The organism is Methylobacterium sp. XJLW (assembly GCF_003254375.1).
GTDB classification, from domain to species: domain Bacteria; phylum Pseudomonadota; class Alphaproteobacteria; order Rhizobiales; family Beijerinckiaceae; genus Methylobacterium; species Methylobacterium fujisawaense.
This window is the reverse complement of record NZ_CP016429.1, coordinates 5,064,802-5,080,260: the sequence shown is the minus strand read 5'-3', so window position 1 is coordinate 5,080,260 and position 15,459 is coordinate 5,064,802. Positions and strand designations below refer to the sequence as shown.

The following is a 15,459-nucleotide window of genomic DNA, read 5'->3' as shown; positions in this document are numbered from 1 at the left end:
ATCCGACTGCGTCGACGCCTCGAAAGACCGCCGCCCTCATGGCCAAAGCCCAAGCTGGAAGTCGTGCCGCAAGCCGCGCCGGCGCCGCCCAAGCTGCCCCGACAGCCGCCGCGCAGACGGCGTCCAAGGCTCCGAAAGCCGCCACCGCCGCCCCGGCCCCGCAGCCCAAGCCGGCCCGCGCGAAGTCCGAAAAGCCCGCCCGCCCTGGGGCGGCTGCCGAGGCCGCGATCGACGCCAAGCTGGCGGCCCTGTTCGACGCCGCGCCGGCGAGCGCCCATGACCGGCGGGTCATCGCGGTCCGGGGGGCCCGGGAGCACAACCTCAAGAACGTCGACCTGACGATCCCCCGGGACAAGCTCGTGGTGTTCACCGGGCTGTCGGGCTCGGGCAAGTCGTCGCTGGCCTTCGACACGATCTACGCCGAGGGGCAGCGCCGCTACGTCGAGTCGCTCTCGGCCTATGCCCGCCAGTTCCTGGAGATGATGTCCAAGCCCGACGTCGACCAGATCGACGGGCTGTCGCCGGCGATCTCGATCGAGCAGAAGACCACCTCCAAGAACCCCCGCTCCACCGTCGGGACGGTCACCGAGATCTACGACTACATGCGCCTGCTCTGGGCGCGGGTCGGCATTCCCTACTCGCCCGCCACCGGCCTGCCGATCGAGAGCCAGACCGTCCAGCAGATGGTCGACCGGGTGCTGGAACTGCCGGAGAAGACCCGGCTCTACCTGCTGGCCCCCGTGGTCCGCGGTCGCAAGGGCGAGTACCGCAAGGAAATCGCCGAGTACCAGAAGAAGGGCTTCCAGCGCCTGCGCGTGAACGGCGAATACTACGCCATCGACGACGTGCCCAAGCTCGACAAGAAGTTCAAGCACGACATCGACGTGGTGGTCGACCGCATCGTGGTCCGGGCCGATATCGGCTCGCGGCTGGCCGAGTCCTTCGAGACGGCCCTGGAGCTGGCCGATGGCATCGCGGAGGTCGTGTTCGCGGATGCCCCCGAGGGCGAGACGCCCCGGACCATCACCTTCTCGTCGCGCTTCGCCTGCCCGGTCTCGGGCTTCACCATCGCGGAGATCGAGCCCCGGCTGTTCTCGTTCAACAACCCGTTCGGCGCCTGCCCGACCTGCAGCGGCATCGGCCACGAGATGCGGATCGACCCCGAGCTGGTGATCTCGGACCCCGGCTTGAGCCTGAAGCGCGGCGCCGTCGGCCCCTGGGCGAAATCGACCTCGCCCTATTACGGGCAGACCCTGGAGGCGCTGGCCGAGCATTTCGGCTTCAAGACCAGCGTCCCGTGGCAGAGCCTGTCGGAGACGGCCCGTGCCATCGTGCTCTACGGCTCGGGCAAGCAGGCGATCCGCTTCGCCTACGACGACGGGTTGCGCAAGTACACGGTCAACAAGCCCTTCGAGGGCGTGATCCCGAACCTGGAGCGCCGCTACAAGGAGAGCGACTCGGACGCCGTCCGGGAGGAGATCGGGCGCTTCATGAGCGAGACGCCCTGCGCCGCCTGCGGCGGCAAGCGGCTGAAGCCCGAGGCGCTCGCCGTGAAGGTCGCCATGGCCGACATTGCCGATGTCACGGCCCTCTCAGTCAGTGAGGCGCATCGCTGGTTCTCGGAGCTGCCGGAGAAGCTGACGGCGAAGCAGAACGCCATCGCGGTCAGAATTCTCAAGGAAATCCGCGACCGGCTGAGCTTCCTGGTGGATGTCGGCCTCGAATACCTGACGCTCGCCCGCGGCTCCGGCTCCCTCTCGGGCGGCGAGAGCCAGCGCATCCGGCTGGCCTCGCAGATCGGCTCCGGCCTCACCGGCGTGCTCTACGTCCTGGACGAGCCGTCGATCGGCCTGCACCAGCGCGACAACGAGCGGCTGCTCGGCACGCTCAAGCGCCTGCGCGACCTCGGCAATTCGGTGATCGTGGTCGAGCACGACGAGGACGCGATCCTGCAGGCCGATTACGTGGTCGATGTCGGCCCGGGCGCCGGTATCCATGGCGGCGAGATCATCGCCCAGGGGACGCCCGCCGAGGTCCTGGCCAACCCGGCCTCGCTCACCGCGAAATACCTCACGGGCGAGATGGCAGTCCGGACGCCCACCGCGCGCCGAAAAGGCCGCAAGGGCAAGCTCGGCCTGTTCGGCGCCCGGGGCAACAATCTGAAGGATGTCGATGTCGAGATCCCGCTCGGCACCTTCACCTGCATCACCGGCGTCTCGGGGGGCGGCAAGTCCACCCTGGTGATCGACACCCTCTACAAGGCGATCGCCAAGAAGCTGAACGGCGCCCTGGAGCACCCGGCCCCCTACGGACGGCTGGAGGGGCTGGAGCACCTCGACAAGGTCATCGACATCGACCAGTCGCCGATCGGGCGCACGCCGCGCTCGAACCCCGCCACCTATATCGGCGCCTTCACGCCGATCCGCGACTGGTTCGCGGGCCTCCCCGAGGCCAAGGCGCGGGGCTACCAGCCGGGGCGCTTCTCGTTCAACGTGAAGGGCGGGCGCTGCGAGGCCTGCTCGGGCGACGGCGTCATCAAGATCGAGATGCACTTCCTGCCCGACGTCTACGTCACCTGCGACGTCTGCAAGGGCAAGCGCTACGACCGCGAGACCCTGGAGGTGAAGTACCGGGCCAAGTCCATCGCCGACGTGCTCGATTCCACCGTCGAGGAGGCGGCCGAGCTGTTCAAGGCGGTGCCGGCGATCCGCGACAAGCTCGAGACCCTGAAGCGGGTCGGCCTGCACTACGTCCATGTCGGTCAGCAGGCCACGACCCTGTCGGGGGGCGAGGCGCAGCGGGTGAAGCTCTCCAAGGAGCTGTCGAAGCGCGCCACGGGGCGCACCCTCTACATCCTCGACGAGCCGACCACCGGCCTGCACTTCCACGACGTCGCCAAGCTCATGGAGGTGCTCCACGAGCTGGTCGACCAGGGCAACACCGTGGTGGTGATCGAGCACAACCTCGAAGTGATCAAGACCGCCGACTGGGTGATCGACATGGGTCCCGAGGGCGGCGACGGCGGCGGCCGGGTCGTGGCGCAGGGCACGCCGGAAGAGATCGCCCGCTCCAAGGCCAGCCATACCGGCCGGTTCCTGCGCGAGGTGCTGGAGCGGCGCCCCGCGGCGCCCGCGCGCCGAGGCCGCGCCGCCGAGTAGCGCGCCAAACCTTCCGGGTAAGCTGCGGCGTCGGACGCACCGGCGACAGGGCCGGCCGCGGGCCCTCCCCCACACGGGACGGGCGGGACGCGCGGCCCCGGAGGATCGGCCCCTCCGGGGACGCGCAAATCCGCGAGCCCGACGGGACGAGGCAGGCGGTTCGGACCGGCCCGATCGCAGGCCGGCGCGGCAGTTTCTGCCGGGTGCCGTCCGCATATCCGCCCGGCCGGGCGGTGATTCGAGCCGCGGGGCGCCGGTTCGGGCCAGCCGCGGGCCGGTTCGAAGCCGGATTCCGGTCCGGATCCCGGCCGGGCGGCCCGCCCGGCGGCCTGCCCGATCACCTCCCCGGCCTTGCCGGATTCTCCCGTGCCCCGGCGCGACAACAGCTTGACCATTCAACGATATTTTGCCGGACCCCCCGTTTGGGCAGGGTCTGTGGACAGTGTTGCATCGCCGCAAAAATGCGGCTTTTGCGCAACGGTTCAGCCGGTTGTGGCGTTTCGGCGAGCATTCCACTGTCTTTCCGCAGGTCTCTGTAGAATAGTCGCAGACGTTGAGACGGGCAGGCTCCGTGGGGGCGCTCGGTAGGTCCGAAGCCGGCAGCCGCGATTGGCGAGCAGACCGGCAAGGAAGTGCCGAATGCGGGACGGAAGCCGTGGGACCTTGGGAAGGAATGAGAAAATGATGAAGAACTGGCTCGCGGCCGGCGCGGTCGCGCTCACGGTCGGCATGACCTCGACGATCGCCCAGGCGCAGACCACCACGGTTCCCGGCGAGCAGGTCGGCCTCGCCGTCGGCGCGCCGCTGCCGGAAGGCCTCTACGCGATCAACACGTTCACCTACCGCCGCACCGACGCGCCAAACTCGCCCGACACGGCCGTCAACATCCCGGTCCTGGTCTGGTCGACCCCGTTCGTGCCGTTCGGCGGCCGCGTCGAGCTGCTCGTGGCGCCCCCGACCGTGTTCGCCTTCACCCGCAACCCGGCGGGCGTGCGCAACAAGGACATCTCGATCAACGTCGGCACCTTCGTCGGCGGCATCTGGGCCTTCGACCTCGGCAACAACTTCGGCGTCAGCTTGCTCGGCGGCGCCTACCTGAACGACCTGAACGGCGACCGCGGCTCGATCATCACCGCGAACGGCACGACGGCCACCCCGGTCCTGCCGCAGCTCTCCTCCAACACCTACCGCTTCGGCATCGCCGGCAGCTACACCGGTGACGGCTGGAACATCACCGCCAACCTGACCGCCAACATCTACGACTCGCCCGGCCGCTTCCCCGGCCAGGTCGGCGCCGCCATCGGCCCGATCCGCCTCTCGGACGCCCTGAACTTCGACCTCACCGCGACGAAGAAGTTCGGCAACTTCGAGATCGGCCCGATCGCCTACGGCACCTACAACTTCGACATCAGCCAGGCCAGCGCGGCGGCCGGCAACCGCGGCCGCTTCGCCATCGGCGGCCTCGTCGGCTACGACTTCAAGATCTTCACCGTCCAGGCCTACGTCGCCCGCGACGTCGTGACCGGCGCGCAGTACACCAACGCCTTCGGCCGCACCCGCGACAACTACTCCACCGACGGCTGGATCCGGTTCATCGTGCCGCTCTACTCGCCGGCCCCGGCCGCCTCGCCGGTCCCGGCGGCCCTGGTCCGCAAGTACTGAGACCAACCCGAGACACCGGGCTCCCCGCCGCGCGGCGGGGACGCCCGGATCTCCGACAGGCCGTCCTCCGGGACGGCGCGCCGCCCGGCACCGCCGGGCGGTTTTTTGTTGTGCCGGCCCCGCCGCGGGCCGCCCCGAACGGGCCCGTTCCATGGGTCGCAACCGACCGCGGGTGACGCGGGCGGCGCTGACATCCTATGGTGTGCCGATGGCGCGGCTCCGGCGCCGACCGGAGCGCAGGCGGACGAGCCGAAGGAAAGTCATGGCGACGCAGGGCGAGTGGAAGATCCCCGCGCAGGCCCAGCCCAGGCCCGCGGATTACGGCTACGACCTCGACCGGGCGCTCTCGGCCGTGCTGGCCCTGTCGGCGCGGATCCCGGAGAGCGCGTTCACCGCCGAGACGCTCGGCACCGAGCGCGCCGGCAACGGCGTGGTGATCCGCGAGGACGGTCTCGTGCTCACCATCGGCTACCTCGTCACCGAGGCCGAGAGCGTCTGGCTCACCACCCGGGACGGCCGCTCGGTGCCCGGCCACGTCCTCGGCTTCGACGCCGCCACGGGCTTCGGCCTGGTCCAGGCGCTCGGCGATCTCGGCGTGCCGGCCCTCCCGCTCGGCCGCTCGGCCGGGCTGAAGACCGGCGACCGGGCCGTGCTGGCGGGGGCGGGCGGGCGCCAGCGCTGCGTCGCCGTCGAGGTCGTGGCCCGGCAGGAATTCGCCGGCTACTGGGAATACGTCCTCGACGAGGCGCTGTTCACCGCCCCCGCGCACCCGCATTGGGGCGGCACCGCGCTGATCGGTCCCCAGGGCGACCTGCTCGGCATCGGCTCGCTGCAGCTGCAGCAGGGCGGCGCCGGCGCGGCGCGGCCGATCAACATGGTGGTGCCCATCGACCTGCTGACGCCGATCCTCGAGGACCTCGCCACGCGCGGGCGGGCCAACCGGCCGCCGCGCCCCTGGCTCGGCCTCTACGCCACCGAGAGCGAGGAGGGCATCGTCGTGATGGGCCTCGCCGATAACGGTCCGGCCGAGACCGGCGGCCTCCAGGCCGGCGACGTGATCGAGGCGGTGGCCGGCGAGCCGGTGGCCGATCTCGCCGCCCTGTTCCGCAGCGTCTGGGCGCTCGGCGAGGCCGGGGTGCGGGTGCCCCTCACGGTCCGCCGCGAGGGGCGCGGCGTGAAGCTCGCTCTCGTCTCCGGAGACCGGGAGCGGTTCCTGCGCACGCCCTCGCTGCACTGAGGCCGCCCGGAGCGCGCAGCCGTCGCGCTCCGGGCGGCGTCGCCGCGGGTGCCGTCGTGGGTGCCGTCGTGGGTGCCGTCTTGGGTGCCGTCTTGGGCCTGTACCGGGCACAACTTACGGCTCAGCGACTGTTCAGGTGGCGGCGTCGAATCTGCAACGACCGGCTCCCGATCCGCCGGAAGCGTTGAGGAGATCCAGTCATGACGGTTCTGAGCGCACCGCGCGCGAAGGCGCTCGTGATGGCCGCCGCGATCGCCGGCGGCCTCGGGCTCGCGGGCACCGCCGAGGCGGCCGGGGGCTGCGGCCCCGGCTTCCACCCGAATCCCTGGGGCATCTGCCGGCCGAACTGGGGGCCCCGGCCCTACGGATACTGGCGGCGGCCGATCTACTATGGTGGCTATGGCGGCTATTACCGGCCGCGGCCGTTCTACCGGCCCTACGGCTTCTACGGGCCGCGCCCGTTCTACTGAGCCTCGCGCCGGGCGATTCGAACGGCATGACGGGCGTCCCGCCGACCGGCGGGGCGCCCGTCGCGCGTTGTGGGAGGCTTTCCGGGGCCTGCATGCGCACAAAGAATGACCATTTGGAAACCTTGCCGGTTTCTTAAGCTCGGTATGCACTTTCCGCAGGTCTGATGCTTGACCTTGCGACTCCTGCTGCGCTGCGGCGGGATTATATGTGCGTTGCACCAACAAGAGGCAGCGATGCGCAATGAGGCGCCGTCGTCTGCTCGAACAGAGGTCACAGCACACCATGTCCGCCGCCCGTAGCGTCCTGAGCCGCGTCCGCGCCTATCTCCGGTACCGCGACACCGTTTCCCAGCTGTCCCGCCTGTCGGACCGCGACCTGGCCGATCTCGGCATCAACCGCAGCGAGATCCGCGGCGTCGCCCGCGTCTGATCCCAGCGTCCGAGCCGAACGCCGTGAAGGACCGTTGCCCGTTGATCCGGGCGGCGGTCCTTCGCTATTTTCAGGCATGACACAGACCATCCATATCGTCGGCGGCGGCCTCGCCGGATCCGAGGCCGCCTGGCAGGTGGCCGAGGCCGGCCATCGCGCCGTGCTCCACGAGATGCGCCCCGTGCGCGGCACCGAGGCCCATCAGACCGACGGGCTCGCCGAGCTCGTCTGCTCGAATTCCTTCCGGTCGGACGACCCGGAGGGCAACGCGGTCGGGCTGCTGCATCAGGAGATGCGCACGCTCGGCTCGCTGATCATGCGGGCGGCCGACGCCAATCAAGTGCCGGCGGGCGGGGCGCTGGCGGTCGACCGGGAGGGGTTCTCCGCGGCGGTGACCCGGACCCTGGAGCAGCACCCCAACGTGACCCTGGTCCGCGGGGAGGTCGAGGGGCTGCCGCCGGAGGCGTGGGGCCCCTGCATCGTCGCCACCGGCCCGCTCACCGCACCCGCCCTCGCCGAGGGGATCCGGGGGCTTACCGGGGCCGAATCCCTCGCCTTCTTCGACGCCATCGCGCCCATCGTCCACCGCGACTCGATCGACATGGAGGTGGCGTGGTTCCAGTCCCGCTACGACAAGCCGGGGCCGGGCGGCACGGGGGCGGACTATCTCAACTGCCCGATGAACCGGGAGCAGTACGACGCCTTCGTGGCCGCCCTCGTGGCGGGCGAGAAGATCGGGTTCAAGCAATGGGAGGGCACGCCCTATTTCGACGGCTGCCTGCCCGTCGAAGTGATGGCCGAGCGCGGGCCCGAGACCCTGCGCCACGGCCCGATGAAGCCCGTGGGGCTCACCAACCCGCGGGACCCGCTGGTCAAGCCCTGCGCGATCGTGCAACTGCGCCAGGACAACGCGCTGGGCACCCTCTACAACATGGTCGGCTTCCAGACGAAGCTGACCTATGCCGAGCAGGTCCGGATCTTCCGCACGATCCCCGGCCTGGAGCGGGCCGAGTTCGCCCGCCTCGGGGGCCTGCACCGCAACACCTATCTCGACAGCCCGCGCCTCCTCGACGCCACCCTCCGGCTGAAGGCCCGGCCCGCCTTGCGCTTCGCCGGCCAGATCACCGGCTGCGAGGGCTACGTGGAGAGTGCCGCGGTCGGGCTGATGGCCGGCCGCTTCGCCGTCGCCGAGGCGGCCGGCCGGCCCCTCGCCCCCCTGCCCCAGACGACGGCCCTCGGCGCGCTCATCGCCCACATCACCGGCGGCCACGTCGCGGCGGACGGCGAGGCCAACGCCCCGCGCTCGTTCCAGCCGATGAACGTCAATTTCGGCCTGTTCCCGCCGCTCGCGCAGGCCCCCCGCAACGAGACCGGCCGGCGCCTGCGCGGGCCCGAGAAGGCCGCGCTGAAGAAGCGCGCGCTCACCGACCGGGCCCGGACCGACCTCGCCGCCTGGATGGCGGGGACGCAGCCGGCGGACTGGAGACCTGCGGCGGCGGAATAGGAAGGCGCATGCGGCTTGCAGGGGGGCGCCCTCCAGCATCCGGGCCCCGCATGATCGAGATCGACACCCGCGCCTTCCTGGCCGACCTGTACGCCCTGCGCGAGATCGGCCGGTTCCGCACCGGCGTCCACCGGCCGACCTTCTCGCCCGAGGACATGGAATCCCGCCGCTGGCTGATGGCCAAGCTGGAGGCCTGCGGGCTCGCGGCCTCCATCGACGGGATCGGCAACGTGCTGGGGCGCCACCGCGGCCCCGGCCCGCATCTCCTGGTCGGCAGCCATATCGAGACCCAGAACGAGGCCGGCTGGCTCGACGGGGCGCTGGGGGTCGTGGCCGGGGTGGCGCTGGCCCGGGCCGGCCTGCCCGTCGACGTCGTCGCCTTCGCGGACGAGGAGGGGCATTTCTCCGGCGGTTTCCTGGGCAGCCGCTCGGCGATCGGCGACCTGACCGAGGCCGAGATCGACGAAGCCCGCAACCGCACCGACGGCACCCCCCTGCGCGCGGCGCTCGAAGCCGCGGGCCTGGCCGGCCTGCCCCGGATGCGGCTCGATCCGGGCCGCTACCGCGGCTTCCTGGAGATGCATATCGAGCAGGGCACGCAGCTCGAATCCGCCGGCCTGCATCTCGGCGTGGTGAGCGGCATCGTGGCGATCTGGCAGTTCCGGATCGTGTTCGAGGGCAACCAGGACCATGCCGGCGGCACCACCATGGCGGAGCGCCGGGACGCGGGCCTCTCGGCGGTGCGGCTCCTGGCGGCGATCGACCAGGCGTTTCCGAAGGTCTGCGGCCCGCGCAGCACCTGGACCACCGGGCGGATCACCCTGGATCCCGGCGGCTTCAGCATCATCCCGGGCCGGGCGGAGGTGTTCTTCCAGTTCCGCGACGTGGCGATGCCGGTGCTGGAGCGGATGGAGGCCTGCCTGGAGGCGCTGGTGCGCGAATCGAACCGGCGCGAGCGCTGCCCGGCGACGCTGACGGCTCTCTCCAAGGCGATCCCCGCCCCTTGCGACCCGGACCTGATGCGCGCCCTCTCGGAGGCCGCCGAGCGGGTCTGCCCCGGCGGATGGCAGGTGATGCCCTCGGGGGCCGGACACGACGCGCAGAACGTCGCCCGGATCCTGCCGGCCGCGATGCTGTTCGTGCCCTCGATCGGCGGCATCAGCCACCATTGGGCGGAGGATACGAGCGACGCCGACCTCGCCCTCGGGGTGCGGGCGCTCGGAGACGCGGCCGCCCGGGTGCTGGCGGGGTGAGCGTACCGTGCCCCGGGCTCTCTGCCGATCGGCCGGAGGGAACGGGCCGTCGCGGCGCCCCGGACCTCAGGCGCCCGGCAGCAGCGACTGGATCGGGATCAGGTCCGGCCGGTATTCCTGCATCCCGCCGGCGATCCGCTCCTCCACGGCGTCGAGGAATTTCTCCGGGTCGGTGATCGAGCACTGGCGCAGGTCCCAGAAGGCGTAGCGCCACCACTGCACCTTCAGGTAGCGCTCGATCAGCGCGTCGGGGAAGCGCATCTTCACGATCCGGGCCGGGCTGCCGGCCACGATCGCGTAGGGCGGCACGTCCTTGGTCACCACCGCCATGGCGCCGATGATCGCCCCGTCGCCGATCGTGATGTCGGGCATCAGGAAGGCGCCGTGGCCGATATAGACGTCGTTGCCGATGCGCACGCGCTTGGGCCACAGATAGGGGCCGCAGATCTCGTAATCCTCCGCCCGCGGGTCCAGGCGGTCGAACACCGCCGAGTGGTGCGTGTAGAACAGCGGCGAGGTCGAGCCGCAATGGACCGGGTGGCTGCCGCGCCCGACCTGGACGCTCTCGCCGATCGAGCAGTAGCGGGCGATGTCCGCGCCGAAATAGTAGCCGCTCACCGCGTACGAGAAGGCTCCCATGGTGAGGCAGTAATCGATGCCCATCCACTTGATGCTGCACGGTGGCTCGAAGGTGCAGTCCTCCGGCAGTCCGAACGGAGCCGGATGCAGCACCGAGATGCCGCGCCGCAGCATCTCCTGCTTCATGTCCTCGTTGACGGAGATCATGCGGCGTCCTCGTCGATGCGGCGGCGTTCCGACCCGGCCGGTGCCGGGTCCAGGCCATAATAATCGTGCAGCAGGTCGCCGTAGACGGCGGCCCGGATCGGTCCGGAGAATCGCCCCGCATCCGAGACGTCGAGGGCGAGCAGCCGGTCGTTGAAGGCGGCCGGGTCGGTGACGAGGGCGCAGGGCAGCAGGTGGCCGTTCGGATAGGCGCGCAGCCGCTCGGCCGGTGCGCCGAGGTCGAAGGCCGCCACCGGCAGGCCGGTGCGCAGCGCCAGCGTCAGCGCGTACGAGTAGGTCTCCGGCCAGATCGCCGGCAACAGGACCAGGTCGGCCGAGACCCGCCAGACCAGGTCCAGGGCCTCGTGGTCGCCGGCGTAGCGCCCGGTCTGGGCGACCCCGACCTGCTCCAGGCCGACGGCCAGGGCCGGGTCGGAGAAGCCCACGATCGAGAAGCGCAAAGGCAGCTTCCGATCCTGCGCGTCGGTGGCCAGCGCCTGCAGGAACAGCCCGCCCTTCGTGGCGCTGATCGCGCCGAGCACCGCGACGCGGCGGACGCGTCCGGGCCGCTGCAGGGCGGTGGAGCGCACGCTGCGCTCCGGCTCGACATGCGGCCGGACCGTGACCGCGAGATCCGGGTACACGCCCCGGATCCGGCCCGCCGTGTCGGCGGACGGCGCGAACACCCGCGAAGCCCCCGCCAGGAACGCCCCGAACGCCGCCCGCCGCTCCCCCGGATCCGGCTCCTCGAACCCGTCCGCGTCCGAAGCCAGACAGGCCCGGCACGCGCTGACCGGCGCCAGCCCGCAATAGCGCCCGTCCGGCTGCACCAGGTGGTTGCGGTGGCAGACCGGCGAGTAGTCGTGCAGCGTCCAGGCGTAGGGCCGGCCCGACCCCGCCACCCGATCCATCAGCGCCCGCGCCGCCGCCCAGCGCAGCCCCGCCAGCGAGTGCACGTGGATCAGGACCGGCGCCAGCTCTGCGATGAAGCCGGCGAGTTCGTCCGCGTCCCGCGGCAGGTACAGGCTGTCGAGGTTGGGCAGGTACAGGAATTCGGGGCTGCGGTAGGCGACGTGGACCTCGAGGTTGCGGGTCCGGTCGATCTGCAGGAGCACGACGCTCAGGCCCTCGGCCCGGGCCTGGGCGACCATGTCGTCGATGTGCCGCTGGATGCCCCCGCCCCAGGAATGGGTCACGTACAGGAGCGCCCGGCCGGCGAAGTGCCGGGCCAGCCGCGCCCGGTCGAGCCGCGCCCGCCCGCGCCGGCCGGGATCGGCCTGGACGAACTGGCCGACCCGGGCCGGGTAGTCGGGGTGCTTGGCCAGCAGGGCCGCCTGGCCCTGGACGTACTCGCCGCCCTCGTCGAGCCCGAACGAGATCTGGCCGGCATGGTAGACGAACACGTCCTCGGCGAGCAGGTTGACGAAGCCCGCCTTGATGGCGCGCAGGCACCAGTCGTTCTCCTCGCCGTAGCCCTTGCCGAAGGCCTCGGCGTCGAGGGTGCCGACGGCGTCGAGCGCGGCGGCGGTCATGTACATGCAGAAGCCGACGCCGGTGGGCACGGGCACGGCGTGGCCGCGGTTGACCTGCGCGGCCATGCGGTCGAGATCGGCGCGGTCGATCTCCAGCGGCATGGTGTTGTTGGCGTTGAAGCGCGGGTAGGAGCAGATCGTGGCGTTGTTGGACAGCGGCGTGACGCTGCCCACGCGCAGCCCCGCCCCGGGTTCGGCCTCAGGTTCGGCCCTGGGGCGGCCTCGGGTTCGACCTTGGGGTCTGCGTGGGCGACGAGCCGGTCGAGCCAGTCGCCGAAGACCTGCGCGTCGGAATTGAGCAGGACGACGGCGCGGCCCTGGCGCAGGCCGAGGGCGCGGTTGACCGAGCGGACGAAGCCGAGGTTGCGTTCGTTCTCGACGAGGTGGAACAGGCCGCGGCCGGCGAGCCGGGCGAGGTCTGCGGTGAGTTCCGGGTCGGGGGAGCGGTCGTTGACGGCGAGCAGGGTGAAGGGGTGGCCTGGGCTGGGACAGGCAGGCGTGGAGGGCGCGCAGGGTCTCGCCGCGGCCCTTGTAGACCGGGACGATCACGACGACCCGGGCCTGGTCGATGGGCAGGGCCCGGGCAGGCGGTCCCATGCGTCGGGCGCGGGGGCCTCCATCGGCGGGTAGGTGCCGAGATCCTCGGGGGCGGCCATCAGCCCGGCGGCCCGGCCCGTGCGCACGTAGTGCAGGAACGGCGACTCCCCCGCACCCAGGAGATGGCCGTAGGTCTCCCTGTAGAACGCGATGGAGAAGGTCGCGCTCGGATCGCGCCCCTCGTGCTGGCCGTAGGCGACGAAATGAGCGAGCGGTCCGCCGGGGGCGTCGGCGGCGTCGGGGTTGCGCTTGGCGTAGAAGGCGGCGTCGAAGAACGGCGCGATCAGGCGGGCCTCGTCGGCCAGCGCCGCCGCCCGCGAATCCGGCGTGCCGTAGCGGGGGTGGAAGGCACCGGCCGAGATGTCGGCGCCGTGCAGGAGGGCCGTGGCGAGGACGTGAACGAGGGGCGCCAGCCCGGTCTCGCGCACCCCGGGATGCGCGTCGCAATAGGCCTGTCCGTCGAAATCCGGCCTGGGGTTGCGGCCGTTCCGCCAGCCGGTGTCGCAATAGTCGCGCACGGCGTCGTCCGCCTCTGACAGCCCGTAGCGCGCCCGGTAGAAGCCGTGGTCGAAATGCCCCGCCACCAGCCGCGCCTGCAGGTCCAGGAGCCCGTCCCGGTCGCAGGCCGCCTGCCCGATCGCCCCAGCCAGCCCGTATCGGCGATCGGCGCCCGCGCCGGGCGCAGGCCGCAGACGCCCAGCAGCGCGGCCAGCGTCGAGCGCCCGGGCCCCGGGTCGCGCAGCTCCCGCCAGCCCGCCTCGGCGAAGTGCAGGTACGGCTCCCGCCCGCCCACGTCCGGGTAGGTCGCCCGGTACCAGTCCGCATCCACCGCCGGCAGGTTCAGCCGGTGCGGCTCGGCGAACGGCGCGCCCCCGGACAGCCGGGTCTCGGCGACGTAGCGGAAGAACGGGTCGTCGCCGACCGCCCGGCTGCCCGCGCGGGCCTGCACGAAGCCGGCCGGGTCGAAGTCCGGCCGCGGGCTGACCCGCGCCCGCCAGCCCTCCGCCACGTAGTGGCGCAGCAGCGCGGCGTCCGAGGCCCCGGCCAGCGCCTCGGCCTGGGGCCGGGCAGGCGCTGCCGGTAATGGGCGGCGTCGAAGTAGGGGCGAGGGTCTCCATCCGCAGGGCCAGCGCCGCGTCCGGGTCCGGCCGGGCGGGTCCGCCGTTGCGGACGTAGTGCACCAGCGGGTTCTGGGTGGCGAAGGTGAAGCCGCGGGTGAGGCAGTAGGCCAGGGTGTCGAACTGCGGTGCCGGCTCGCGGCCCTCGCGCCAGCCGGAGGCCATGTAGTGGTCGACCGGATCGACGCCGGCGGCGGCGAGGTCGGGGTTGTTGGCCAGGTAGAAGGCCCTGTCCACGAGGCGGCGGGCGAGGCGCTCGGCCTGGGCCGTGTCGGGCTTGGGCAGGGGCGCGCCGGCCGCCCCGCCCGCGTTGCTGCCCTCGCCGCCACCCTCGCCGCCACCCTCGCCGCCGGCCCGGGCGCGCCGGCGCGTGAGGGCGTGCAGGAACGGGTTGATGCCGGCCCGGGCGAGGTAGGGGCGGTCGGCGAGGTAGGCGGCGGAGTCGAAGTCGGGGCGCGGGTCGCGGCCCTCACGCCAGCCGTGGACGAGGTAGTCGCGCACCGGATCGGCCGTGATCCCGTACCAGCTCGCGTAGAAGGCCGCGTCGACATGCGGGGCGAGGGCGCCGATCAGGCGCGCCTCGAGATCCGCACCGGTCGCCGCACCGGCCCAGCGGCGGTGCAGCGCCGCCGGCTTGGCCAGCGGATCGCGCAGCCGGCCGAGGCGGCGCCGCATCCGCGTCAGGGCCGAGGTCCGGCCGGTCCCGTCGGAGCCGCGGCGCATCTCAGGACTCTGCGGAGGGGCGTTCGCCGCGGGCCGTCACGAGGCGCGGCATCCATCGGCCGCCCGCCGGGCGGGCGCGGTCGAGGCGCGGGGCTCTGATCGGGTCATGGGCGGCAGCTGGCGGGCAGCGTCGGGGGCGCAAGGCGGCGCGGGAGCGGTCATCCTGTCGGACACCTGTCGCACTAACGGAACCGGCGGAATCCGTAAACCGTGGGTCGCCGGCACCGTCCGCCCAGGATGGCTGCCTCGCGGGTCGGAGGCAGGCGCCTTGCGGGCATCCGGTTTTCGATATATCTTATATTTAGACATATCGAAATCGAGTCGAAAATCATGCGCCCACACCGCCCGGATGTCCTCCACGCCGATCCCTTCGATGCCTTCCGCGTCCGCGCCCATCGCGGTCCGATGGGGGGCGATCCCCGCGGGCGGCACGGTCCGCACGGCCACCACGGTCGCGGACCCGGGGAGCGCCGGATGTTCGGCCGGGGCGGCCGGGGCGACCTCGCGCGCTTCTTCGCCCACGGCGACCTGCGCCTCGTCATCCTGCACCTGATCGCCGAGAAGCCGCGTCACGGCTACGAGATCATCAAGGCGATCGAGGAGCGGGTCGGGGGCGCCTACAGCCCGAGCCCCGGGACGGTCTACCCGACGCTCACCCTGCTGGAGGAGCTCGGGCACGTCACGGTCACCCCCGGGGAGGGCACCAAGCGGTTGCACACGATCACGCCGGAAGGGCAGTCCGTCCTGGACGGCAACCGCCCGGTCCTCGACGCGATCCTCGCCCGGATGGCGGAGGCCGAGGCCGCCCGGGGCGACGGTCCGCCGCCCTCGGTGGTGCGCGCTCAGGAGGGTCTGAAGCTCGCCCTGCAGATGCGGCTCGCCCGCGGTCCGCTCAGCGCCGAGCAGGCCGCCGCCGTCACGGCCGCGCTGGAGGCGGCGACCGCCGCGGTGGAACAGGCGTGAGGGATCGCGATCGCCGCCGGGACGCGACC

At 72.0% G+C, this 15,459-nt stretch carries 11 protein-coding genes and 1 pseudogene; 8 read left to right on the top strand and 4 right to left on the bottom strand.

Features of this window, described 5'->3' with window-relative positions; translation table 11 throughout:
* Positions 1 to 38 precede the first annotated feature (38 nt).
* From uvrA to A3862_RS23420, 7 genes are all read left to right on the top strand, one after another.
* Positions 39 to 3,158, top strand: coding sequence for an excinuclease ABC subunit UvrA (gene uvrA / locus A3862_RS23450; protein ID WP_043345627.1), 3,120 nt, complete (start codon positions 39 to 41; stop codon positions 3,156 to 3,158).
* A gap of 681 nt (positions 3,159 to 3,839) precedes the next feature.
* The gene (locus A3862_RS23445) at positions 3,840 to 4,820 is read left to right on the top strand and encodes a transporter (protein ID WP_043345625.1); all 981 of its coding nucleotides are present in this window, start codon (positions 3,840 to 3,842) and stop codon (positions 4,818 to 4,820) included.
* 262 nt (positions 4,821 to 5,082) lie between these two features.
* Positions 5,083 to 6,057: a S1C family serine protease gene (locus A3862_RS23440; RefSeq protein WP_043345622.1), complete on the top strand. Its 975-nt coding sequence runs from the start codon at positions 5,083 to 5,085 to the stop codon at positions 6,055 to 6,057.
* A gap of 200 nt (positions 6,058 to 6,257) precedes the next feature.
* Positions 6,258 to 6,527 (top strand): GCG_CRPN prefix-to-repeats domain-containing protein, encoded by a 270-nt coding sequence (locus A3862_RS23435; protein WP_043345620.1) that lies wholly within the window; start codon positions 6,258 to 6,260, stop codon positions 6,525 to 6,527.
* Positions 6,528 to 6,810: 283 nt separating this feature from the next.
* Positions 6,811 to 6,957 carry a DUF1127 domain-containing protein gene (locus tag A3862_RS23430; RefSeq protein ID WP_012318555.1) on the top strand — a complete coding sequence of 49 codons (147 nt, stop codon included), beginning with the start codon at positions 6,811 to 6,813 and terminating at the stop codon, positions 6,955 to 6,957.
* Between the two features lie 76 nt (positions 6,958 to 7,033).
* Positions 7,034 to 8,461 carry a methylenetetrahydrofolate--tRNA-(uracil(54)-C(5))-methyltransferase (FADH(2)-oxidizing) TrmFO gene (gene trmFO, locus A3862_RS23425; RefSeq protein WP_043345618.1) on the top strand — a complete coding sequence of 476 codons (1,428 nt, stop codon included), beginning with the start codon at positions 7,034 to 7,036 and terminating at the stop codon, positions 8,459 to 8,461.
* A 50-nt stretch (positions 8,462 to 8,511) separates the two neighbouring features.
* Entirely contained in the window at positions 8,512 to 9,714 is a 1,203-nt protein-coding gene (locus tag A3862_RS23420; protein WP_043385894.1) for a Zn-dependent hydrolase, read from the top strand.
* A 66-nt stretch (positions 9,715 to 9,780) separates the two neighbouring features.
* On the opposite strand, the gene A3862_RS32475 is transcribed toward A3862_RS23420, so the two are convergent.
* The 4 genes and pseudogenes from A3862_RS32475 to A3862_RS32160 all read right to left on the bottom strand — a co-directional run bounded on the left by A3862_RS32475 (position 9,781) and on the right by A3862_RS32160 (position 14,467).
* On the bottom strand, positions 9,781 to 10,500 hold the full coding sequence (locus tag A3862_RS32475) for a CatB-related O-acetyltransferase (RefSeq protein ID WP_043345613.1): 720 nt from the start codon (positions 10,498 to 10,500) through the stop codon (positions 9,781 to 9,783).
* Positions 10,497 to 12,203, bottom strand: a complete 1,707-nt coding sequence (locus A3862_RS32170) for a glycosyltransferase (protein ID WP_236961465.1) — start codon at positions 12,201 to 12,203, stop codon at positions 10,497 to 10,499. The genes A3862_RS32475 and A3862_RS32170 overlap by 4 nt, the downstream gene beginning before the upstream one ends.
* Positions 12,204 to 12,328: 125 nt before the next feature.
* Positions 12,329 to 12,493, bottom strand: a pseudogene (locus A3862_RS32165) (hypothetical protein); the annotation flags it as partial.
* Between the two features lie 81 nt (positions 12,494 to 12,574).
* Positions 12,575 to 14,467 (bottom strand): hypothetical protein, encoded by a 1,893-nt coding sequence (locus A3862_RS32160; protein WP_236961464.1) that lies wholly within the window; start codon positions 14,465 to 14,467, stop codon positions 12,575 to 12,577.
* A gap of 330 nt (positions 14,468 to 14,797) precedes the next feature.
* Between A3862_RS32160 and A3862_RS23405 the strand changes: the two genes are divergently transcribed.
* Positions 14,798 to 15,430 carry a PadR family transcriptional regulator gene (locus A3862_RS23405; RefSeq protein ID WP_043756726.1) on the top strand — a complete coding sequence of 211 codons (633 nt, stop codon included), beginning with the start codon at positions 14,798 to 14,800 and terminating at the stop codon, positions 15,428 to 15,430.
* Positions 15,431 to 15,459: the final 29 nt, after the last annotated feature.